This window comes from Streptomyces sp. NPDC041814 (assembly GCF_055590565.1).
Window position 1 is genome coordinate 243,586 of the sequence record NZ_JBVJAM010000011.1, and the last position, 20,994, is coordinate 264,579.

Sequence of the window (20,994 nt, forward strand, 5' to 3'; positions counted from 1 at the left end):
GCGCCCGGGTCCGGGCCGCGTCCCGGCCGGCCGGGGGCCGGATTACGTGGCACGTGAAACCAGGTGGTGGTGAGCGGGCGTCCCTCACCGTAGCGGGAGGCTGACAGGCCGAAGCGCTCAACGCCTGCGTGAGCCCCTTGAGGCCCCTTCCCGGATATGGGGAGTCGTCAGCCGCTCATTCAGGGCGGCACATGCGTACTCAGGTACCCGCAAACCCCCATTCGGGTCGGCGCTACCGGTAGACTGATGAACAATCCCGCGTCTTGCGGGATTCGTCGATACAAGCCGAACGACGCAGCCGCTCCCGCCTGCCCGGAGAACGGCCTGTGCTGTGCCAGAAAGGGCGCTTCGTGGCCGATTCCGGCAACCCCAACGAGAACATTCCGTCCACCCAGGGCGAGGGCGACGCCGCTCCCGTCCCGGCCGAGGCACAGGCCTCGTACGACGCCAGCGCGATCACCGTGCTGGAGGGTCTGGACGCGGTCCGCAAGCGACCTGGCATGTACATCGGCTCGACCGGTGAGCGCGGTCTCCACCACCTCGTGCAGGAGGTCGTGGACAACTCGGTCGACGAGGCCATGGCCGGGCACGCGGACTCCATCGACGTCACGATCCTCGCCGACGGCGGGGTGCGCGTGATCGACAACGGCCGTGGCATCCCCGTCGGCATCGTGCCGTCCGAGGGCAAGCCGGCCGTCGAGGTCGTCCTCACCGTCCTGCACGCGGGCGGCAAGTTCGGCGGCGGCGGTTACGCCGTCTCCGGTGGTCTGCACGGCGTCGGTGTCTCCGTCGTCAACGCCCTGTCCACGCGGGTGGCCGTCGAGGTGAAGACCGACGGGTACCGCTGGACCCAGGACTACAAGTTCGGTGTCCCGACCGCCCCGCTGGCGCGCAACGAGGAAACCGACGAGACGGGCACCAGCGTCACCTTCTGGGCCGACGGCGACATCTTCGAGACGACCGAGTACTCCTTCGAGACGCTCTCGCGCCGCTTCCAGGAGATGGCCTTCCTCAACAAGGGCCTCACCCTCAAGCTGACCGACGAACGGGAGTCGGCGAAGGCGACGGCCGGTGCGGACAGCGCCGAGGCGGTGGACGTTCCCGAGGAGGAAGTGGCCCGTTCGGTCACGTACCACTACGAGAACGGCATCGTCGACTTCGTCAAGTACCTCAACTCCCGCAAGGGCGACGTCATCCACCAGTCGGTGATCGACATCGCGGCGGAGGACAAGGACCGGCTGCTCTCGGTCGAGATCGCCATGCAGTGGAACACGCAGTACACCGAGGGGGTGTACTCCTTCGCCAACGCGATCCACACGCACGAGGGCGGTACGCACGAGGAAGGCTTCCGTGCCGCGCTGACCTCCCTGGTCAACCGGTACGCCCGCGACAAGAAGCTGCTGCGCGAGAAGGACGACAACCTCACCGGTGAGGACGTCCGCGAAGGTTTGACCGCGATCATTTCGGTGAAGCTGGGCGAGCCGCAGTTCGAGGGCCAGACGAAGACCAAGCTGGGCAACACGGAGGCCAAGACCTTCGTGCAGAAGGTCGTCCACGAGCAGCTGACGGACTGGTTCGACCGCAACCCCAACGAGGCGGCCGACATCATCCGCAAGGGCATCGCCGCCTCGACCGCCCGTGTGGCGGCCCGCAAGGCGCGCGACCTGACCCGGCGCAAGGGGCTGCTGGAGAGCGCGTCGCTCCCGGGCAAGCTCAGCGACTGCCAGTCGAACGACCCCACCAAGTGCGAGATCTTCATCGTCGAGGGTGACTCCGCAGGCGGCTCGGCCAAGTCCGGCCGCAACCCGATGTACCAGGCGATCCTGCCGATCCGCGGCAAGATCCTGAACGTCGAGAAGGCCCGGGTCGACAAGATCCTCCAGAACACCGAGGTCCAGGCGCTGATCTCGGCGTTCGGCACCGGGGTCCACGAGGACTTCGACATCGAGAAGCTCCGCTATCACAAGATCATCCTGATGGCGGACGCCGACGTCGACGGCCAGCACATCAACACCCTGCTGCTGACCTTCCTGTTCCGCTTCATGCGTCCGCTGGTCGAGGCCGGCCACGTCTACCTGTCGCGTCCCCCGCTGTACAAGATCAAGTGGGGTCGCGACGACTCCGAGTACGCGTACTCGGACCGCGAGCGGGACGCCCTGGTCGCGCTCGGCAAGCAGAACGGCAAGCGGATCAAGGAAGACTCGATCCAGCGCTTCAAGGGTCTCGGTGAGATGAACGCCGAGGAGCTGCGCGTCACCACGATGGACATCGACCACCGGGTTCTCGGCCAGGTCACGCTGGACGACGCGGCGCAGGCCGACGACCTGTTCTCGGTGCTCATGGGTGAGGACGTCGAGGCGCGGCGCTCGTTCATCCAGCGCAACGCCAAGGACGTCCGCTTCCTCGACATCTGAGTCGGCCGCACAAGCAAGCCGCAGCGCGAAAGGATTTTGACCAGCAATGGCCGACGAGAACACCCCCGCACCCGTGACGCCCGAAGAGGTACCGCCCGTCGAGGGTGTGGGCATGCGTGTCGAGCCTGTCGGGCTCGAAACGGAGATGCAGCGCTCCTACCTCGACTACGCGATGTCCGTCATCGTGTCGCGTGCGCTGCCCGACGTGCGGGACGGCCTCAAGCCCGTCCACCGCCGGGTGCTGTACGCGATGTACGACGGCGGCTACCGGCCCGAGAAGGGCTTCTACAAGTGCGCCCGTGTCGTCGGTGACGTCATGGGTACGTACCACCCGCACGGCGACTCCTCGATCTACGACGCCCTGGTCCGCCTGGCCCAGCCGTGGTCGATGCGCATGCCGCTGGTGGACTCCAACGGCAACTTCGGTTCTCCGGGCAACGACCCGGCCGCCGCGATGCGGTACACCGAGTGCAAGATGATGCCGCTGTCCATGGAGATGGTCCGGGACATCGACGAGGAGACCGTCGACTTCCAGGACAACTACGACGGCCGCAACCAGGAGCCGACGGTCCTCCCGGCGCGCTTCCCGAACCTGCTGGTCAACGGCTCCGCGGGCATCGCGGTCGGCATGGCGACCAACATCCCGCCACACAATCTGCGCGAGGTCGCGTCCGGCGCCCAGTGGTACCTGGAGAACCCGGAAGCCTCGCAGGAGGAACTGCTCGACGCACTGATCGAGCGGATCAAGGGTCCGGACTTCCCGACCGGCGCGCTGGTCGTCGGCCGCAAGGGCATCGAGGAGGCGTACCGCACGGGCCGCGGCTCGATCACGATGCGCGCGGTCGTGGCGGTCGAGGAGATCCAGAACCGCCAGTGCCTGGTCGTCACGGAGCTCCCGTACCAGACCAACCCCGACAACCTCGCGCAGAAGATCGCCGACCTGGTGAAGGACGGCAAGGTCGGCGGCATCGCCGACGTGCGCGACGAGACCTCCTCGCGTACCGGCCAGCGCCTGGTCGTCGTACTCAAGCGGGACGCGGTCGCCAAGGTCGTCCTGAACAACCTGTACAAGCACACCGATCTGCAGACCAACTTCGGCGCCAACATGCTGGCGCTGGTGGACGGGGTGCCGCGCACCCTGTCGATCGACGCGTTCATCCGCCACTGGGTGACGCACCAGATCGAGGTCATCGTCCGGCGTACGAAGTTCCGGCTGCGCAAGGCCGAGGAGCGCGCGCACATCCTGCGCGGCCTGCTGAAGGCCCTGAACGCCATTGACGAGGTCATCGCCCTCATCCGGCGCAGCCAGACCGTCGAGATCGCGCGCGAGGGCCTGATGGGCCTGCTGGAGATCGATGACCTCCAGGCGAACGCGATCCTGGAGATGCAGCTGCGCCGCCTGGCCGCGCTGGAGCACCAGAAGATCACTGCCGAGCACGACGAGCTCCAGGCGAAGATCAACGAGTACAACGAGATCCTTGCCTCGCCCGCGCGGCAGCGGCAGATCGTCAGCGAGGAGCTGGCGGCGATCGTCGACAAGTTCGGCGACGACCGGCGTTCCAAGCTGGTGCCCTTCGAGGGCGACATGTCCATCGAGGACCTGATCGCCGAGGAGGACATCGTCGTCACGATCAGCCGTGGCGGCTATGTGAAGCGCACCAAGACGGACGACTACCGCTCGCAGAAGCGCGGCGGGAAGGGCGTGCGCGGCACGAAGCTCAAGGAAGACGACATCGTCGACCACTTCTTCGTGTCCACGACGCACCACTGGCTGCTGTTCTTCACCAACAAGGGCCGGGTCTACCGGGCCAAGGCCTACGAGCTGCCGGACGCCGGCCGGGACGCGCGCGGCCAGCACGTGGCGAACCTGCTGGCCTTCCAGCCGGACGAACGGATCGCCCAGATCCTGGCGATCCGCGACTACGACGCCGCGCCCTATCTGATCCTCGCCACCCAGGGCGGCCTGGTGAAGAAGACCGCGCTCAAGGACTACGACTCGCCCCGCTCCGGTGGCGTCATCGCCATCAACCTGCGCGAGACGGCGGACGGCGCCGACGACGAGCTGATCGGCGCGGAGCTGGTCTCGGCCGATGACGATCTGCTGCTCATCAGCAAGAAGGCCCAGTCGATCAGGTTCACCGCGACGGACGAGGCGCTGCGGCCGATGGGCCGCGCCACCTCGGGGGTCAAGGGCATGAGTTTCCGAGAGGGAGACGAACTGCTCTCGATGAATGTCGTCAGGCCCGGTACTTTCGTGTTCACTGCCACCGACGGCGGGTACGCGAAGCGGACCGCGGTCGACGAGTACCGCGTCCAGGGTCGCGGTGGCCTCGGCATCAAGGCCGCCAAGATCGTGGAGGACCGGGGCTCGCTGGTCGGCGCGCTGGTGGTGGAGGAGACGGACGAGATCCTCGCCATCACGCTCGGCGGTGGTGTGATTCGTACGCGAGTCAACGAAGTCAGGGAGACGGGCCGTGACACCATGGGCGTCCAACTGATCAATCTGGGCAAGCGGGACGCCGTTGTCGGCATCGCCCGCAACGCCGAGGCGGGCCGCGAGGCCGACGAGGTCGACGGACCCGTCGACAGCGACGCCGAAGGTGTGACGACCGAGATGGCCGCGGCCGACGAGGCCGCCGGCAGCACGGTCGACAGCAATGTCGAGGACACCTCGTCCTCGACCGGGGAGCACGAGGAGTAGAGCGTGAGTGGAGCCACGGGCGCCGGTTCGGCCGCTTCCGGAGCCGGAGGTAACGGTGCCCGTGGCCCCGCCACGGACTCCCAAGGGGGCACTGTGACGGATACGCGGGGCCCTCAGCCCCAATACGAGGGTTACGCGACCGGGCCGCTGCCCGGCGAGCGGGAACCCGCACCCGGCCAGGCGGGCCCCTACCACCCGCCGCAGGCCTACCCCTCGCCTCCGGGCGGGACCCAGGGCGGGGGTGGGCGGCCCTACGGTGCCCAGCAGGGCGTGGGACCGGCACAGACGGCCCGTAAGCCGCGGACGGGGGCGCGGACCACTCCGCGTACCCGCAAGGCGCGCCTGCGCGTCTCCAAGGCCGATCCGTGGTCGGTGATGAAGGTCAGCTTCCTGTTGTCCATCGCGCTCGGCATCTGCACGGTGATGGCGTCGGCGGTCCTGTGGATGGTGATGGACGCGATGGGCGTCTTCTCCACCGTGGGCGGCACCATCAGCGAGGCGACGGGTTCCAACGAGGGCAACGGTTTCGACCTCCAGGCGTTCCTGTCGCTGCCCAGGGTCCTGATCTTCACCTCGGTCATCGCGGTGATCGACGTGGTCCTGGCCACCGCGCTGGCCACCCTGGGCGCCTTCATCTACAACCTGTCGGCGGGCTTCGTGGGCGGTGTCGAGCTCACCCTGGCGGAGGACGAGTAGCCCGGCGGGTATCGATTTTGGGACTGGCCCCGACGTGCGCTAATCTTCAGAAGTCAGCGCGACGGAAAAGCGCGGCGGGGCTATAGCTCAGTTGGTTAGAGCGCATCCCTGATAAGGATGAGGCCACAGGTTCAAATCCTGTTAGCCCCACCAGTACGAAGGCCCCCACCGGAAACGGTGGGGGCCTTCGGCGTTGCCGGGACGGCATCCCGGACGCGGCGTCATCTCGTGGCAGTACGCCGCAGACGGCCGCGCAGCGTCTCCGTGAGGGCGCCCAGGACGAACGCCTGGACCAGGGCGCTGACGACGATCCCGCCCGCCAGGAACCAGTACGAGAGGGCGGTCGGCCCACTGGCCTCCGCGCCCACCATGGCGAACAGCAGGGAGGCGGGGGCGGTGAGCAGGAACGGCCAGACCCCGACGAAGCCGGGGTCCCCGAAGATCGCGGCGGCCGCCTCGAACACGATGGAGGCGCCGACGACCCCCAGGTAGACGGCGGAGACGGGGTTGGCGAAGGTCAGGCGGAGCAGGGCGCGAACGTGCATGGGATTCCCCCCGGGAGACGTGGTGCAGTGGTGTTCCCCATGCTGGTTGCGGACCGCGCTCCGAGCGTGAGTACGTGTACTCAACCGGCCTGTGTGAACGCCCGGGCGCACGGGAAAGCCCCCGTCCGGTGTGAACCGGCCCGGGGGCTCAGGGGATCAGGTGCCGCGGCGCTGTCACGGTGGGAGGAGCGAGGCGTCCTGCGCCGGAGTGCCGTGCGAGGTGCGGGCGGAGCCCGTGGTGTTCACGGTGTTCTTCGTGTCCGCGGACAGATGCCGGGTGGCGGGTGAGGAGCCGTGGGCCTCGGCGCGGATGCGCTGCTTCATCGTGGGCGGGAGCGCCCGGTCACGCGGAAGGGTCCATCGCACCGAAGGCCCGGTCGCGGTTGCGCGGGCGGCGGGCGTGTGCTCGGGGGCGGTGGCCGCCGGCTCCGTGTTCGTGGTCGTGGTCGTGGCCTGCGCGGCGGTGGCCGTGGAGCTCGCGAAGCCCAGGGCCGCGAGGAGTGCGAAGAACGCGGTGACGAAGGCGGTCCAGATGTTCTTGGCCGAGACGGTGCTCATGGCCCCTCACTTTCGGGTGGTCCGGTTTGCTTACCTTTCTGATGATGTGGATCCGGCCCGCGATTTCGTGGACCGACGCCGCGCATCCGCCGATCTTCAGATGAACACCACTCGTATGGTTCAACCGGCCCGCCCCGACCTTCCATGGGAGCTTCCGAGGGGCACGCACGAAGGGGCCCCGGCCGCACGTCGGCAGGCGCCAATTGGGTTGCGGGGAGGTCACCGGTCGATATCGGCCGGTGTGTATAGTCGGGCGGCAGAAGTCCCCTACGCCAACGAAGGACGAGGTCGCGCGGTGAAGAAGCTTCTCCTGGTCGCACTGGCCGCCATCGGCGGGCTCCTCGTGTACCGCCAGATCCAGGCGGATCGCGCCGAGCAGGATCTGTGGACGGAGGCGACCGACTCCGTGCCCGCGGGTTCGGGTGCCTGAGACGGAACAGCCTGGTACAAGCCCCGGTCGCTGACGCGGCCGGGGCTTCGTGCTGTTGCGGGACCGTGACGGCCGTGCCCTTGAGTTCGCGTGAGCGAATTACTAGCTTGCGTAAGCAAAGGTGCTGGCTGTTCGGTCGAGGGGCGCGAGTGCGGACAGGCCATCGCCGCGGCGGTGCGCGGGCGGGGACTCTGATCGGCGCGGCGTTGTCCGCCCTGGTGACGGGCGTGCTCCCGGCCCGGCGGCAACGGTCACGCCAGGATCGAGCACACCGGACACGGGCCCTGCGGCACGGACACCGAGCGCTTCTCGCGGCGGGAGGGCGCGGTGCCGCTGACGGCCGCCGTGGCCCGTGACCGGCGGCGCCGATGCGGACAAGCGGGGCGATTCGGCCGCTGCCGCAGACAGTGACGGTGCGGGAGGGGCAGGATGGGCGGTCGTTGCGGCTGCGGGCGCGTGGGCTGCCGCCATGGCCGCGATTCCGGCCGTGTTCGTATGTGTACGCGGCCGCCGAGGGGCAGCCGTAGGGATGACGAGGGGAAGCGCGTGATGAGGCGGCGCAGCAGGACGCGGGGGGCGCTCGCGGTGGTGGCGGCGGTGTTCGCTGTGGCGGCGCTCCCGGGACAGGCGTACGCGGCCGGGGCCCCCGGCTCGTACACCTTCGATCCGGACGCCGAGGCGGCCGTCGGCGCCGACATCAGCGCCGAGGCGACGAAGCTGAATCCGGGCGGGGTCTACAAGAGCGCCATCCGGAGCGGCCAGAAGCTGTACTACCGGCTGGACCTGGACGCGAAGACGAACGCCTATGTCTCCGCCGTCGTCGTGCCCAGGGGCGGCGGCAAGGTGTCGTACGGGGACGGGATCACGGTCAGCATCCGGGACAGCTCGGACGACGAGTGCAGTTCGCAGGACGCCGTGTTCGGGTCCGCGCAGTACCCGCGCCCCATCGCCGCCTACGCCTCCCGGCGGATCGACAAGGACGGATCCTGCCAGGACGCCGGTACGTACTACGCGCTGATCGAGCGGGAGAGCAAGGAGACCTCGGACCAGGGGGAGTGGGACCTGGAACTGCGTTACGCCTCCGAGCCGGAGGTCGCGAAGCCCACCTCCGAAGAGACGACCGCGCCGTCGTCCTGGCCGTCCGCGTCCCCGCCGCTGCCCGGCGCCACCACGGACAACACCAGGCGCGGGGGCGCCGGTTACTACGACGCCACGAGCCTGGAGACCGGCGAGTGGAAGGACCGGATCGAGCCCGGGCAGACCCTCTTCTACCGGGTGCCGGTGGACTGGGGCCAGCAGTTGTTCGCCACGGCCGAACTGAGCAACAGCACCTCGGAGAAGAGCGCGTACGTCAGCAACGCGCTGGCGGTGTCGCTGGCGAACCCCGCGCTGGGGCATGTCGCCGATGTGTCGCCCGTGTCCTATTCGGGAAAGCCGATTTCCGTCCCCTTCGACCCGCTGCCCCCGGTGGCGTACCGGAACCGGTACGACTCCAGTGACGACGTCGGCGGGATGCGGTTCGCGGGCTGGTACTACCTCTCCGTCTCGCTGAGCCCCGACGTCGCGAAGCCGTACGGGCAGAAGCCGATCGCGCTGACCCTCAAGATCAGTGTGAAGGGCGAGGCGGGTAAGTCGCCGTACAAGGGCGATGCCGGGATCTTCTCCGTGACCCAGGGCGACAAGGACGCCGCACGGGAAGGGCAGAGCGGTGCGCAGGCCGCTGAGGCCAGGAGCGAGCGCGGCACCATGAAGCTGGTCGCGGCGGCCGGAATCGGCGCCGGGACCGTGCTGGTGCTCTGGCTGGGGGCGTGGACCCTGATCGCGCGACGCCGCGCGGCCGCCGCACCGGCCGCGCCCACGGGCGGGCAGTACCCGTACGGAGGGCCGCCGCAGGCCTGGTAGGCGGGGCCGGCCCCCGTACTCAGGACTGGGTCAGCGCCCAGATACCCACGGCGAAGCAGACCAGCGCCACCAGCAGGACCGGGACCGCCACCTTCGGGGGCGGTCCCGGACGCGTTCCGGGGGCCGACGCCGGTGCCTGGAAGGGGGCCGCGCCTTGCTGGGGGGCCGTGTAGGGCTGGGTGAAGGGCTGATCGTGCGGGCCGGGAGCCGGTACGTGCGCGGGGCCCGCGTCGGGGGCGGTGTAGCCGGCCGGGTTCGGGTAGCCGTACGGACCCGCGGGTGCGGCGGTTTGCGGGGCGTGGTGTGCGGGAACCGCCGGCCCCGGGGGCGGGAGGTGGAAGCTGCCCGTCTCCGACATGGAAGCCGGCGCGGAGGGGTAGGGCTGCGGCTGCTGCCCGCCGGGGAGCGGGAGGGCCGCCTGGGGCGCCTGGGTTTCCTGGGGCGACGGGGGTGCGGTCGGCTGACCGTTTGCCTGAGGGGCGGGGGAGTCGGCTGCGGCCGAGGCGGGGGAGTTCGCTGCCGCCGTCCCGCCGGACCGCAGGGGGCCGTCCGGGCCGAACCCCTCGGGAAGCGGGCCGATCTGGTCGAAGACCTCCACCGGCTCCTCGGTGTCCGAGGGCTCGGGAAGCATCTCGACGGCGGCGTTGAGGGCCTTGCGCGCACCCGTGGCCGTACGGAAACGGTCCTGTGGGTCCGGCTGCAGGAGCCCCGCGATGACCTGCCACAACGGCTCCGGGACGCCGTCCGGTGCAGCGGGTGTGCCGTGCTCCGCGAAGTGCTCGATGAGCGCCTGCGAGTCGGGCTTGGTGCCCTGGAGCAGGTAGAGGGCGACCAGGCCGACCGCGAAGAGGTCGGCCGGGAAGTCCGGTTCGGCGCCCATCATCTGCTCGGGCGCGAAGTAACCGAGCGTCCCCACCACGTAGTTCGTCTCGGTGAGGCGCGGCTCGCCCTTGCGCATGGAGATGCCGAAGTCCGACAGCCGCAGATGCGGACGGCCCCGGCCCGTGGCCTCCATAAGGATGTTGGCCGGTTTGATGTCCCGGTGCACGACACCTTCGGCGTGCACCGTCGACAGGCCGGACAGCAGCTGGTCGAGGAGGGTGCAGACGAACCGCGGGGGCAACGGGCCGTAGTCGCCGATGACATGGGCCAGTGAGCCGCCGCTGACCAGGTCCATGGTGAAGAGGACCTGGTCGTCGTCGGCGGCCCAGCTGGCCGGCGCCAGCACGTGGGGGTGCTCGATGCGCAGCGCCTGTTCACGGACGAAACGGAGCAGCGTGTGCGCGTCGCTCTGCTGGAGGACCTTGGCCGCCACATAGCGGCGGCGCCGGTGGTCCCAGGCGCGCCATACGGCGCCGACCCCACCGCGTCCGATCGGATCGACCAGTTCGTACCGTCCGGCGAAGACCTCACCCATGGCGCTGCGCCCGCTCCCCGTTCATGTTCCGGCCCGTGCCCCCTTACGGTGCGGGGCCTTAGCTCTGGTGGCTCTCGTAGTGCGCCACCGCTTCCGCGGTGCGCCCAGCTCCGTACACCCGGAGGAACTCTGCCAGTTCCGGGTGCGTCGGGGCGAGGGAGTCCGCCGCATCGATGATGTCACCGGCGGCCGAGACCGAGCGCAGCAGCGACTGGATCTCCCGGACCACCCGGCGGACGGTGGGCGCCCCGCCGCTCGCCGTGGTCTGGCCGGTGCCCGAGAGCACCGAGCCGCCCTGCGACTTCTTGATCTCCTCCATGCGGGCCGTGGCCTCGGCGGCGCTGACGCTGCCGTCGGCGACCTGGCCGGCCAGCTCCTGAAGGGCCTGCACGCGCTGGACGACAGCCGGGTTGCCGATCTTCGCGCGCTGACCGCTCATGAGCTGGGAGAGCATGGGGGCGGACAGCCCCAGTGCCGCGGCGAGGCGGGCCTGGTTGAGACCGAGGTCATCGATCAGCCGGCGGAAGAGTGCCCCCAACGGCTCCCCGTACCAACTGCGCTGGAGGTCTCTGGCTCTGGCCGTCGCCTCTTGCTGCGCTGTATCCATTGCGTCTCCCCTTCGCATCGGCTTCGCTGCTGCGAACCTCGACCAGCATCTTACGGAGCGTGGTCGCACACGGGGAGACCCCGAATTTTTGCAGGATCACCGGGGGGAGCCGGTACTCTGTTCTGCGGCGGCGGCTGGAACACCGAGGTGTTCGGGCTGCGTGCTGTCGGGGCCTTAGCTCAGTTGGTAGAGCGCTGCCTTTGCAAGGCAGATGTCAGGAGTTCGAATCTCCTAGGCTCCACATCCCGAGAGGCTCCCTGACCTGCGGAAACGCGGATCAGGGAGCCTCTTTGCGTGGGCTCGTGCCGGACCGCACGGCAGCCGGACAGCCCGGCACGGGGGAAGGGCCCCGGGTACGCGGACGGGCGCCGGGAGACCTCGGGGGCTTCCGGCGCCCGTTCCGGCGCGCGTGCTGTCGTGCGGGGTGCGGGTCAGGCGCGGTCGTCCGGGTGCGTGCCGCCCGCGGCGTCCGGGCCGTCCTCGCCGGCCGCCTCGGCGTCGGCCTGCTTGGCCTCGACCTCGGGGTCCAGGATCGTCGAGGCGTGCGGGCTGCCGTCGACGGAGGACAGCGGGGCGCCGTCGTCGACCTCGGTGGGGGCGGGCGGTTCCACCAGCCACTCGGGGTTGGCCTGCTTGTCCCACCAGCGCCACACCGCGTAGCCGGCGGCTACGAGGACGCCGGTGACGGCCAGGCCCTTGAACGCCTTGCCCGCCCTGGCGCGCCGCTCGTGCTTCCGGGCCAGTTTGCGGATCTGCTTCGCCGTGACCTGGCCGCGCAGGGCGGCCACCGCGGCGGCGCTGCGGGCGGCGGCTTCCTCCGCCACCGGCTGGGCGGCGGCCCGGGCGCTCTCGATGCGCGGGACGGTGTAGTCCGCGGCGCTGCGGGCGGCCTGGCGGGTGCGGAGCGCGGCGCGCTGGGCGACCTCGTCGACCTTGGGGGGTACGTGTGTGCGGGCGAGCTCGATACGCGGGGCGACGTGCGCTCCGTACTGCACACGGGCCTGCTTGGCTGCCTTCGACACCTTCGGTGCGAGCAGCGTGCGGGCCTCGTGCGCATAGTGAACGGCCTGGTCCTTGGCCGAGTCGGCGTAGGGCGCCACCACTTCCGCGGCGTGCTGCACGCTGTCCCTCGCCGAGTCGGTTGCGGCACGCACGCTGTCGATGCGGGTCACGGGATCCTCCTCCTTGGTGGCGGGTAGGTACTCCGCCTTTCCACCCAATTCGAGATCATGCCTGCGTGGGCCCTGTGCGGCACGTGGGGCGGGCATCCGGGTCATTCGGTACTTCCGACGACCATGCCACGGTTCATCCGGTATCGCGCCGGTTCGTCACGCACATGGCCGCATCGTCCGTGCCGCGGCGGCGCGGGCGACGCCGTCTTCCGCCTCGGACGCCGTGGGGGCGGCCCGTGCAAGGATCGGAGCGTCGGACCGGCCGGTCAGCGGGGCGGGCCGGCGCGCGGCGCAGTCGCGCAGAGGACATGTGCAGACTCACGGAAGGCAGATCGTGGCCGAGCAGCTTTACGCCACCTTGAAGACCAACAAGGGCGACATCGAGATCCGGCTTCTGCCGAACCACGCGCCGAAGACGGTCAAGAACTTTGTCGAGCTTGCCGAGGGGAGCCGCGAGTGGACCGACCCGGCGAGCGGGCAGGCGACCCGTGCCCGGTTGTACGACGGCACCATCTTCCACCGCGTGATCAGCGGTTTCATGATTCAGGGCGGTGACCCGCTGGGGAACGGCACCGGCGGTCCGGGGTACGAGTTCAAGGACGAGTTCCACCCCGACCTCGCGTTCAACAAGCCCTATCTGCTGGCCATGGCCAACGCCGGACCGGGCACCAACGGCTCGCAGTTCTTCATCACCGTCTCGCCGACGGCCTGGCTGACCGGCAAGCACACGATTTTCGGTGAGGTCGAGGGCGCGAAGAGCCGTGAGGTGGTGGACGCCATCGCGGCCACCGCGACCAACGCGCGTACCGACCGTCCGGTGCAGGACGTCGTCATCGAGTCGGTCGTCGTCGAGAAGCGCTGATCGCCCTCCGCGTCCGGAACGTCACTCTCCGACTTCACGTTCGGGAACCAACCGCCCCGCCCGTCCGTATCTCATGGCAGAACGGATGCGCGGGGCGGTGTCCTGCGCACCGTGCGACGACGAGGACCGAGGGGACCGGGAAGCCATGGGACCGATGGACCAGCAGCCGCCGGGCGCGGCCGGGCCGACCCCGCCCGTCGAGGGGCCGGCCCACTGCTACCGCCACCCGGACCGGGAGACGGCGGTCCGCTGCGTCCGCTGCGACCGGCCCATCTGCCCGGACTGCATGGTCGACGCGTCGGTCGGCTTCCAGTGCCCGGACTGCGTCCGCCGGGGATCCGGTACGGGGCACAGCGCGTCCGCCGCCCGGCCGCGCACGCTGGCCGGAGGCGTCGTCGCGGCGGACCCCCGGCTGATCACGAAGATCCTGATGGGGATCAACGCCGCCGTGTTCGTCGCGGTCCTGGCCGACGAATCGCTGGTCGACCGCCTGATGCTGCTCGGCCGCGCCAACTTCTACTTCGGCGGGCCGCCCGAGGGCATCGCGGAAGGCCAGTGGTACCGGCTGGTCACATCGATGTTCCTGCACCAGGAGGTGTGGCACATCGCCTTCAACATGCTGGGGCTGTGGTGGCTGGGCGGACCGCTGGAGGCGAAGCTGGGCCGCGTCCGCTTCCTGGCCCTCTATCTGCTCTCCGGGCTGGCGGGCGGCGCGCTGACGTACTGGCTCGCCGAGCCGAACCAGCCGTCGCTGGGAGCTTCGGGGGCCATCTACGGTCTGCTGGGCGCCACTGCCGTACTGATGCGCCGGCTGAACTACGACATGCGTCCGGTCATCGCGATCTTCGTGCTCAACCTGATCATCACCTTCAACCCCTGGGGCGGAATCGCCTGGCAGGCGCATGTCGGGGGACTGATCGCCGGAGTGCTGATCGGGATCGGCATGGTGCACGCCCCGCGCGAGCGGCGCGATCTGGTGCAGTTCGGGACCTGCGCCCTGGTGCTCGTGGCCGTCATCGTGATGGTGATGACGAGAACGGCCGCCCTGACCTAAGAGCCTGCGGCCGTCTCCCCAGGCAGTTGTGGACCATTTGTGACCGAAGTTGTCCACAGGGTTCCACACCGTGATCCGGATCTTGTGCATAGCGCGGGCACAGCTGTGCCCCTTGTCCCTGAGCTGGGTTTTTCCAGTAGGGACAAGGGGCGTCCCGCCCCGGGGCGGGGGCGGCTGCAGTCGCACCGGCGTCAACGGCCTGAGAGTTATCCACAGATCGTCTGACCTTTTCCCCCACCTGTGGATAACGCTGTGGGTAACTCAGGGCAGGGGTTGCGGAGCAGGGCCGGTGTGTGGTTCTACGCGGTCGCGCGGGCTACTTCCACTGCGTGGAGACGCCGAAGCCGCCGGCGATGAAACCGAAGCCGACGACGATGTTCCAGTTCCCCAGCGACTCGACCGGCAGATCGCCGTCGGTCACATAGAAAACGACGATCCAGGCCAGCCCGATCAGGAAGAGCGCCAGCATCACGGGCGCCACCCAGCTTCGGCTGGTCAGCTTTATGTTGGTCGCCTGCTTCGCCGGGGGCGGCGTGAAGTCGGCCTTCTTGCGGATCCGTGACTTCGGCACGAGGAACTCTCCTGTCGATGCGCTGCGTGACCGCGCAGGGAACTGTGGCTGGCGCCGGGGCGGGGCGCGAGGGGGAATGTGGCCTCCCCCGGGCGTCCGTTAGCGTAGTCCTTCCGTGGCACCGAAGGAGATAAGGGTACGTTGAGCAATTCTGCCGACTCTCCCCCCGGGCCGGTCCGCCGCACCTTCCGGCACCCGGCCAGAGTGCTCACGGCTGCCGTTTTCGCCCTTGCCGGACTCATCTTCGTGACCAGCGCGAATACGGCGAAGGGCACCAATATCCGCACCGACGCCTCACTGCTGAAGCTTTCCGACCTCATCCAGCAGCGCAGCGAGAAGAACGCCGCCCTGGAGGAGTCCGCCGCGTCCGTGCGCGGGGACATCGACAGCCTCGCCCAGCGCGACAACGGCAGCACCAAGGCGGAGGCCGCCAAGCTCAAGGCGCTGGAGCGGACCGCGGGCACCACCGAGCTCTCCGGCCCGGCCGTCTCCGTCACGCTCAACGACGCCCCGCCCAACGCGACCGCCAGCCCCGGCTACCCCGACCCGCAGCCCAACGACCTGGTCATCCACCAGCAGGACCTCCAGGCGGTCGTCAACGCCCTGTGGCAGGGCGGGGCCAAGGGCGTCAAGGTCATGGACCAGCGGCTGATCTCCACCAGCGCCGTGCGCTGCGTCGGGAACACCCTGATCCTCCAGGGCCGGGTCTACTCACCCCCGTACAAGATCACCGCGGTCGGCGACACCGGTGCGCTGCGACGGGCGCTGGACGCCTCGCCGGCCATCCAGAACTACCTGCTGTACGTGAAGGCGTACGGGCTCGGCTGGCAGGTGGACGCGCAGGAGACGGCGACCCTCCCCGGCTACTCGGGCGCGGTGGACCTGCACTACGCGGAGCCGGTGAAGTAGCAGACGGCGACGGGCGCCGCACAGCTTTCCACAGGCATCCCACGCCGGGCCCCGGGCCCTTTAGTCTGGACCCGGTACCGAATGGAGGGTCTGGATGTACAGCTGGATCTGGCGGCATCTGCCGGGCAACGTGTGGGTGCGTGCGTTCATTTCGCTCGTGCTCGCCCTGGCGGTCGTCTATGTGCTGTTCCAGTACGTCTTCCCGTGGGCGGAGCCGCTGCTTCCGTTCGGCGACGTGACGGTCGACGGAGCGAGTGCGCCGACGGGGGCCGCCCGATGAGCGCCCGCATCCTGGTCGTGGACAACTACGACAGCTTCGTCTTCAACCTCGTCCAGTACCTCTACCAGCTCGGCGCCGAGTGCGAGGTGCTGCGCAACGACGAGGTGACCCCGGCCCACGCGCAGGACGGCTTCGACGGCGTCCTGCTCTCCCCCGGCCCCGGCACCCCGGAGCACGCGGGCGTCTGCGTCGACATGGTGCGGCACTGCGCGGCGACCGGCGTCCCGGTCTTCGGGGTCTGCCTGGGGATGCAGTCCATGGCGGTGGCGTACGGCGGCGTCGTCGGCCGCGCCCCCGAACTGCTGCACGGCAAGACCTCGCCGGTGCTCCACGAGGGCGCGGGCGTGTTCGCCGGACTGCCCTCGCCGTTCACCGCGACCCGCTACCACTCGCTCGCCGCCGAGCCGGACACCGTGCCCGACGAGCTGGAGGTCACCGCGCGAACGGCCGACGGCATCATCATGGGCCTCCGCCACCGCGAGCTGGCCGTCGAGGGCGTGCAGTTCCACCCGGAGTCGGTGCTCACCGAGCACGGCCACCTGATGCTGGCCAACTGGCTGGTGCGCTGCGGGGACACCGGAGCCGTCGAGAGGTCGGCGGGGCTCGCTCCGGTGGTGGGCAAGGCCGCGGCGTGACCCCACCCCGCCACGGAGCCGGGGCCGGGCAGGACGACCCGCACGATCCGCGGGCGTACGGCGGCCCGGGCTCCTTCGAGGCGGCGGTCCACCGGCTGGCGGACCCGTTGAACGACCCGCTGCCGGGTCCTGAGCCCCTGGACCCGCAGCAGCAGGCGCCCTACGAGCCACAGGGCGCCCAGCAGGCCCCGCAGGAGTGGTACGACCCCGACGGGTACCAACGGGACTGGTACGGCCACCAGGAGCCCGTACAGCCGCCCCCGGCGGCATCGCCCGCGCCCGGCCCGTACGTGCCGGGACCCGCGGACCCTCCGCGGCCTCCGGCCGCCGGGACCGTGGAGCCGGCCACCGAGATCCTCGGCCGAGTGGACGACGCCGGCCCGGTCGTGCCGGCGCCCCGCCCGGAGCCGGAACCCGGGTCCGGCGACGAGCCCGGAGGCGTCCCCGAAACGGCCACGCCCACGCCACCGCCCACCGGCGGCCGCGCCGAGCGCCGACGCGCCGCGAAAGGCCGTGGCAGGCGCCGCTCCACGTCGCCGACGCGCCGGCCCGGCACCGCGACGGACGGCGCTCCGGCGAAGCCCATGACGCGCATGGAGGCGCGCCGCGCGGCCAAGGCCGCCAAGGACAGCCCCGCGATCGTCATCAGCCGGGGCATCGGCGAACTCTTCATCACCCTGGGCGTCCTGATGCTGCTGTTCGTCACCTACCAGCTCTGGTGGACGAATGTGCGCGCCGGCCAACTCGCCGGCCGGGAGACGCACAAGATCCAGGACGACTGGGCCAAGCACGAGAACACCCCCGTGAAACAGGAGGCGTTCGAGCCGGGGCAGGGCTTCGCCATCATCCACATCCCCAAGCTGGACGTCGTCACGCCGATCGCCGAGGGCACCAGCAAGGAGAAGGTCCTCGACCGGGGCATGGTCGGCCACTACAGCGAGAAGCCCCTGAAAACGGCGATGCCCTCCGACAAGCAGGGCAACTTCGCGCTGGCCGGCCACCGCAACACCCATGGCGAACCGTTCCGCTACATCAACCGGCTGAAGCCCGGCGACCCGATCGTGGTCGAGACCCGGGAGGCGTACTACACGTACGAGATGACAAGCGTGCTGCCGCAGACCTCGCCCTCCAACGTCTCCGTGATCGCGCCGGTGCCGGAGCAGTCCGGGTTCACCAAGCCCGGCCGGTACATCACCTTGACGACATGTACGCCGGAATTCACGAGTACGTACCGTTTGATCGTCTGGGGCAAGATGGTCGACGAACGGCCGCGCAGCGAGGGGATGCCCGACGTGCTCGCGGACTGACGGGCCCCACGCCATGACGACAGGGCGGTGCTATGACAGCGACGACCGAGGACCAGGAGCGGACCGAGGAGTCCGCGCCGCCCGGGCGGAAGGGCGGCCGCCATCGCATCGCGACCGCGGTCAGTGTCTTCGGTGAACTGCTCATCACCGCAGGTCTGGTGCTCGGCCTCTTCGTCGTCTACTCGCTGTGGTGGACGAACGTGCTCGCCGACCGCGAGGCCACCAAGCAGGGCCACACCGTCCGCGACAAGTGGGCCGACGGCCCCGGCGCGCTGGACACCAAGGACGGCATCGGCTTCCTCCACGTCCCGTCGATGAAGAACGGCGAGGTGCTCGTCAAGAAGGGCACCGACACCGAGATCCTCAACGACGGTGTCGCCGGCTATTACACCGATCCGGTGAAATCCGCGCTCCCCTCCGCCAAGGAGGGCAACTTCTCGCTGGCCGCCCACCGGGACGGCCACGGGGCGAAGTTCCACAACATCGACAAGGTGCGCACCGGGGACGCGATCGTCTTCGAGACGAAGGACACCTGGTACATCTACAAGGTCTTCAGCGAGCTGCCGGAGACGTCCAAGTACAACGTCGATGTGCTGGGCCCCGTCCCGAAGGGCTCGGGCGCGAAGAAGACCGGCCGCTACATCACGCTCACGACCTGCACCCCGGTCTACACGTCCAAGTACCGCTACATCGTGTGGGGCGAGCTGGTGCGTACGGAGAAGGTCGACCGCGACCGCACGAAGCCGGCGGAGCTGCGCTGAGAGGCGTCACGGCAGAGGGCCCCGGTCACCGCGAAGGTGACCGGGGCCCTCTGTTCGTGCCGGGTGCGGAGCGGGTCAGTGACCCCTGCCGCCGTTCGGACCGCCGAAGATGTTGCCGCCCTCGACGGTGGTCAGGGTGACCGTGCCGCCCTTGTCGACTTCCTGGTTGGGCATCGGGGAGCTCAGGATCACCTTGGCGTCCGGCTTGTCGACCGAACCGGGCTGGAGCGCGACCACCAGGCCCATACCCTCCAGCTGCGCCTTCGCGTCCTGGTAGCTCTTGTTGAGCAGGTCACCGGGGATGGTCACCTTCTCCGGCTCGGCCGGGCCCTTGGAGACCTTCAGGATGATCGAGGTGGCCTTACCGACCTTCTCGTTGGCCACGGGGGTCTGCTCGACCACTGTGCCCGCGGGCTTGTCGGAGTCGACATCGCTGCGGCCGATGTTCTCGAAGCCGACACCCTTCAGCTGGGCGACGGCGTCGTCGTACGAACGGTCCGTCACCGGAGGCATCGTGAGCAGCTTCTCCGTGGCGACCTTGAGCGTGACCTCGGAGTTCTCCTCAGCCTTCTCGCCGCCCTTCGGGGACTGCTCCAGGACGGTGCCCGGCTCGGCCTGGTCGGACTCGACCGAGGTGACGTTGACGGTGAAGCCCTGCTTTTCAAGAACCTCGCGGGCGTTGTCCTCGGACTTCTCGGTGACGTCCGGCACCTCGACCTTCGGCGGGCCGCTGGAGACGAAGACCGTGACGGTCTCCTGCTCCTTCATCTGCCCGTCCGCCGGTGTCTGGCGGCAGATCTTGCCCTTGGGCTGGTCCTTGCACTCTTCCTTCGGGCCGACCTTGAGGACGATGTTGGTGTTGTCGGCCAGCTTCTGGGCGTCCTTGACCGTGATGCCGACCATGGTGGGCACGTCGAACGCGCCGTCGTCGCCGCCGTCGCCGGGGAAGACCGCCTTGCCGATGAGGATCGCGCCGATCAGCACCAGGATGCCCGCGACGACCAGGAGGATCGTCGAGGTGTGGTTCTTCTTCTGCCTGCGGCGGTCGGGCCGGTCGTCGTAGCCGTAGCCGCCGTCGTCCGGGTTGACCGGCGGCAGCATCGACGTGCGCTCGCCGCTCTGGTCGGCGGCGCGCAGCGCGGTGGTGGGCTGGTCGTTGTCGTACCCGCCGGGGTAGCCGCCGCCGTAGCCCGCCGCACCCATCGCCGACGTCGCGGCGACCGGCTGGCCGTCGAGGCACGCCTCGATGTCCGCGCGCATCTCGTCGGCCGACTGGTAGCGGTAGTCGGGGTCCTTGGTGAGGGCCTTCAGCACGATCGCGTCCATCGCGGGCGTGATCTCGGGGTCGAAGTTGCTCGGCGGCTGGGGCTCTTCCCGTACGTGCTGGTACGCGACCGCCACCGGGGAGTCGCCGACGAACGGCGGCCGGACGGTCAGCAGCTCGTAGAGCAGGCAGCCGGTCGAGTAGAGGTCGGACCGTGCGTCGACCTGCTCGCCCTTGGCCTGCTCCGGGGAGAGGTACTGGGCGGTGCCGATGACGGCGGCGGTCTGGGTCATCGTCATCCCGGAGTCGCCCATGGCGCGGGCGATGCCGAAGTCCATGACCTTGACCTGGCCGGTCCGGGTCAGCATGACGTTGGCCGGCTTGATGTCCCGGTGGACGATGCCCGCGCGGTGCGAGTACTCCAGCGCCTGGAGGATGCCCACCGTCATTTCGAGCGTCCGCTCGGGCAGCAGCCTGCGCCCGGAGTGCAGCAGCTCGCGGAGCGTCGAGCCGTCGACGTACTCCATGACGATGTACGGGATGGAGACCCCGTCGACGTAGTCCTCGCCGGTGTCGTACACCGCGACGATCGCCGGATGGTTGAGCGAGGCGGCGGACTGGGCCTCACGGCGGAACCGGGCCTGGAAGGACGGGTCGCGGGCGAGGTCCGCCCGGAGCGTCTTCACGGCGACGGTGCGTCCGAGCCGGGTGTCGTGGGCGAGATAGACCTCGGCCATGCCACCACGGCCGAGCACCGAGCCCAGCTCGTACCGGCCGCCTAGGCGACGCGGCTCTTCCATAACTGTTCCAGCCCTCTCCGTCAGTCCTGACCGCACCGGTGTGCGGTCCGGCGGTGTGCTGTTCGCGCATACGCTACCGGCCGCGCATCAGCTGATCGGCCCGCAGGCA

Annotated in this window: 19 protein-coding genes and 2 tRNA genes; 14 read left to right on the forward strand and 7 right to left on the reverse strand. The window is 69.6% G+C overall.

The genetic code is table 11. The annotated features are described in order from the left end of the window. Positions 1 to 326 precede the first annotated feature (326 nt). The 4 genes from gyrB to ACZ6C6_RS26890 all read left to right on the forward strand — a co-directional run bounded on the left by gyrB (position 327) and on the right by ACZ6C6_RS26890 (position 5,964). Positions 327 to 2,414: a DNA topoisomerase (ATP-hydrolyzing) subunit B gene (gene gyrB / locus ACZ6C6_RS26875; protein ID WP_469206064.1), complete on the forward strand. Its 2,088-nt coding sequence runs from the start codon at positions 327 to 329 to the stop codon at positions 2,412 to 2,414. A gap of 46 nt (positions 2,415 to 2,460) precedes the next feature. Further along, the gene (gyrA, locus tag ACZ6C6_RS26880; protein WP_469206066.1) at positions 2,461 to 5,115 is read left to right on the forward strand and encodes a DNA gyrase subunit A; all 2,655 of its coding nucleotides are present in this window, start codon (positions 2,461 to 2,463) and stop codon (positions 5,113 to 5,115) included. A 93-nt stretch (positions 5,116 to 5,208) separates the two neighbouring features. Continuing rightward, on the forward strand, positions 5,209 to 5,811 hold the full coding sequence (locus tag ACZ6C6_RS26885) for a DUF3566 domain-containing protein (protein WP_469206068.1): 603 nt from the start codon (positions 5,209 to 5,211) through the stop codon (positions 5,809 to 5,811). Between the two features lie 76 nt (positions 5,812 to 5,887). Continuing rightward, positions 5,888 to 5,964 (forward strand) — tRNA-Ile (locus ACZ6C6_RS26890). A 68-nt stretch (positions 5,965 to 6,032) separates the two neighbouring features. On the opposite strand, the gene ACZ6C6_RS26895 is transcribed toward ACZ6C6_RS26890, so the two are convergent. Both ACZ6C6_RS26895 and ACZ6C6_RS26900 read right to left on the reverse strand, forming a co-directional pair. After that, complete coding sequence (locus ACZ6C6_RS26895; RefSeq protein WP_469206070.1) at positions 6,033 to 6,356, reverse strand: SCO4225 family membrane protein; 324 nt, start codon at positions 6,354 to 6,356, stop codon at positions 6,033 to 6,035. A gap of 174 nt (positions 6,357 to 6,530) precedes the next feature. Continuing rightward, the gene (locus tag ACZ6C6_RS26900) at positions 6,531 to 6,914 is read right to left on the reverse strand and encodes a DUF6344 domain-containing protein (protein ID WP_469206072.1); all 384 of its coding nucleotides are present in this window, start codon (positions 6,912 to 6,914) and stop codon (positions 6,531 to 6,533) included. A gap of 295 nt (positions 6,915 to 7,209) precedes the next feature. On the opposite strand from ACZ6C6_RS26900, the gene ACZ6C6_RS26905 reads away from it, so the two are divergent. Together ACZ6C6_RS26905 and ACZ6C6_RS26910 are read left to right on the forward strand one after the other, a co-directional pair. Further along, a complete protein-coding gene (locus ACZ6C6_RS26905; protein ID WP_221939369.1) occupies positions 7,210 to 7,344 on the forward strand; it encodes a DLW-39 family protein in 135 nt (44 codons plus the stop codon). Between the two features lie 549 nt (positions 7,345 to 7,893). Further along, positions 7,894 to 9,246, forward strand: a complete 1,353-nt coding sequence (locus ACZ6C6_RS26910) for a hypothetical protein (RefSeq protein ID WP_469206074.1) — start codon at positions 7,894 to 7,896, stop codon at positions 9,244 to 9,246. 19 nt (positions 9,247 to 9,265) lie between these two features. On the opposite strand, the gene ACZ6C6_RS26915 is transcribed toward ACZ6C6_RS26910, so the two are convergent. Further along, positions 9,266 to 10,663 (reverse strand): serine/threonine protein kinase, encoded by a 1,398-nt coding sequence (locus ACZ6C6_RS26915; protein ID WP_469206076.1) that lies wholly within the window; start codon positions 10,661 to 10,663, stop codon positions 9,266 to 9,268. Between the two features lie 58 nt (positions 10,664 to 10,721). After that, a complete protein-coding gene (locus tag ACZ6C6_RS26920) occupies positions 10,722 to 11,270 on the reverse strand; it encodes a DNA-binding protein (RefSeq protein WP_469206078.1) in 549 nt (182 codons plus the stop codon). Between the two features lie 168 nt (positions 11,271 to 11,438). On the opposite strand from ACZ6C6_RS26920, the gene ACZ6C6_RS26925 reads away from it, so the two are divergent. Further along, a tRNA-Ala gene (locus tag ACZ6C6_RS26925) sits at positions 11,439 to 11,511 on the forward strand. Between the two features lie 190 nt (positions 11,512 to 11,701). On the opposite strand, the gene ACZ6C6_RS26930 is transcribed toward ACZ6C6_RS26925, so the two are convergent. After that, positions 11,702 to 12,442: a DUF5324 family protein gene (locus tag ACZ6C6_RS26930; protein ID WP_469206080.1), complete on the reverse strand. Its 741-nt coding sequence runs from the start codon at positions 12,440 to 12,442 to the stop codon at positions 11,702 to 11,704. Between the two features lie 334 nt (positions 12,443 to 12,776). Between ACZ6C6_RS26930 and ACZ6C6_RS26935 the strand changes: the two genes are divergently transcribed. Further along, complete coding sequence (locus ACZ6C6_RS26935; RefSeq protein ID WP_469206082.1) at positions 12,777 to 13,304, forward strand: peptidylprolyl isomerase; 528 nt, start codon at positions 12,777 to 12,779, stop codon at positions 13,302 to 13,304. Positions 13,305 to 13,458: 154 nt separating this feature from the next. Continuing rightward, the gene (locus ACZ6C6_RS26940) at positions 13,459 to 14,358 is read left to right on the forward strand and encodes a rhomboid family intramembrane serine protease (protein WP_469206155.1); all 900 of its coding nucleotides are present in this window, start codon (positions 13,459 to 13,461) and stop codon (positions 14,356 to 14,358) included. Between the two features lie 316 nt (positions 14,359 to 14,674). On the opposite strand, the gene crgA is transcribed toward ACZ6C6_RS26940, so the two are convergent. Beyond that, positions 14,675 to 14,929, reverse strand: coding sequence for a cell division protein CrgA (crgA, locus tag ACZ6C6_RS26945; RefSeq protein WP_361033578.1), 255 nt, complete (start codon positions 14,927 to 14,929; stop codon positions 14,675 to 14,677). Positions 14,930 to 15,070: 141 nt separating this feature from the next. Here crgA and ACZ6C6_RS26950 point away from each other — a divergent pair, with 141 nt between their 5' ends. From ACZ6C6_RS26950 to ACZ6C6_RS26970, 5 genes are all read left to right on the forward strand, one after another. Then, positions 15,071 to 15,838: a DUF881 domain-containing protein gene (locus ACZ6C6_RS26950; protein WP_469206084.1), complete on the forward strand. Its 768-nt coding sequence runs from the start codon at positions 15,071 to 15,073 to the stop codon at positions 15,836 to 15,838. Positions 15,839 to 15,932: 94 nt separating this feature from the next. Beyond that, a complete protein-coding gene (locus tag ACZ6C6_RS26955) occupies positions 15,933 to 16,118 on the forward strand; it encodes a hypothetical protein (RefSeq protein WP_018101915.1) in 186 nt (61 codons plus the stop codon). Further along, a complete protein-coding gene (locus tag ACZ6C6_RS26960; protein ID WP_469206086.1) occupies positions 16,115 to 16,753 on the forward strand; it encodes an aminodeoxychorismate/anthranilate synthase component II in 639 nt (212 codons plus the stop codon). The genes ACZ6C6_RS26955 and ACZ6C6_RS26960 overlap by 4 nt, the downstream gene beginning before the upstream one ends. After that, positions 16,750 to 18,060 carry a class E sortase gene (locus tag ACZ6C6_RS26965; protein ID WP_469206088.1) on the forward strand — a complete coding sequence of 437 codons (1,311 nt, stop codon included), beginning with the start codon at positions 16,750 to 16,752 and terminating at the stop codon, positions 18,058 to 18,060. Before ACZ6C6_RS26960 ends, ACZ6C6_RS26965 begins: the two co-directional genes overlap by 4 nt. Positions 18,061 to 18,092: 32 nt before the next feature. Next, positions 18,093 to 18,821, forward strand: a complete 729-nt coding sequence (locus ACZ6C6_RS26970; protein ID WP_469206090.1) for a class E sortase — start codon at positions 18,093 to 18,095, stop codon at positions 18,819 to 18,821. A 75-nt stretch (positions 18,822 to 18,896) separates the two neighbouring features. Here ACZ6C6_RS26970 and pknB read toward each other — a convergent pair whose 3' ends face one another. After that, positions 18,897 to 20,885: a Stk1 family PASTA domain-containing Ser/Thr kinase gene (pknB, locus tag ACZ6C6_RS26975; protein WP_469206092.1), complete on the reverse strand. Its 1,989-nt coding sequence runs from the start codon at positions 20,883 to 20,885 to the stop codon at positions 18,897 to 18,899. Between the last annotated feature and the right edge of the window lie 109 nt (positions 20,886 to 20,994).

What these genes read in the sequence shown, in the direction of transcription:
- ACZ6C6_RS26915 (WP_469206076.1), bottom strand. Translation starts at nt 10,663, where the DNA reads ATGGGTGAGGTCTTCGCCGGACGGTACGAACTGGTCGATCCGATCGGA.
- ACZ6C6_RS26900 (WP_469206072.1), bottom strand. Translation starts at nt 6,914, where the DNA reads ATGAGCACCGTCTCGGCCAAGAACATCTGGACCGCCTTCGTCACCGCG.
- ACZ6C6_RS26940 (WP_469206155.1), top strand. Translation starts at nt 13,459, where the DNA reads ATGGACCAGCAGCCGCCGGGCGCGGCCGGGCCGACCCCGCCCGTCGAG.
- gyrA (WP_469206066.1), top strand. Translation starts at nt 2,461, where the DNA reads ATGGCCGACGAGAACACCCCCGCACCCGTGACGCCCGAAGAGGTACCG.
- ACZ6C6_RS26960 (WP_469206086.1), top strand. Translation starts at nt 16,115, where the DNA reads ATGAGCGCCCGCATCCTGGTCGTGGACAACTACGACAGCTTCGTCTTC.
- ACZ6C6_RS26910 (WP_469206074.1), top strand. Translation starts at nt 7,894, where the DNA reads ATGAGGCGGCGCAGCAGGACGCGGGGGGCGCTCGCGGTGGTGGCGGCG.
- ACZ6C6_RS26895 (WP_469206070.1), bottom strand. Translation starts at nt 6,356, where the DNA reads ATGCACGTTCGCGCCCTGCTCCGCCTGACCTTCGCCAACCCCGTCTCC.
- ACZ6C6_RS26970 (WP_469206090.1), top strand. Translation starts at nt 18,093, where the DNA reads ATGACAGCGACGACCGAGGACCAGGAGCGGACCGAGGAGTCCGCGCCG.
- ACZ6C6_RS26955 (WP_018101915.1), top strand. Translation starts at nt 15,933, where the DNA reads ATGTACAGCTGGATCTGGCGGCATCTGCCGGGCAACGTGTGGGTGCGT.
- ACZ6C6_RS26920 (WP_469206078.1), bottom strand. Translation starts at nt 11,270, where the DNA reads ATGGATACAGCGCAGCAAGAGGCGACGGCCAGAGCCAGAGACCTCCAG.
- pknB (WP_469206092.1), bottom strand. Translation starts at nt 20,885, where the DNA reads ATGGAAGAGCCGCGTCGCCTAGGCGGCCGGTACGAGCTGGGCTCGGTG.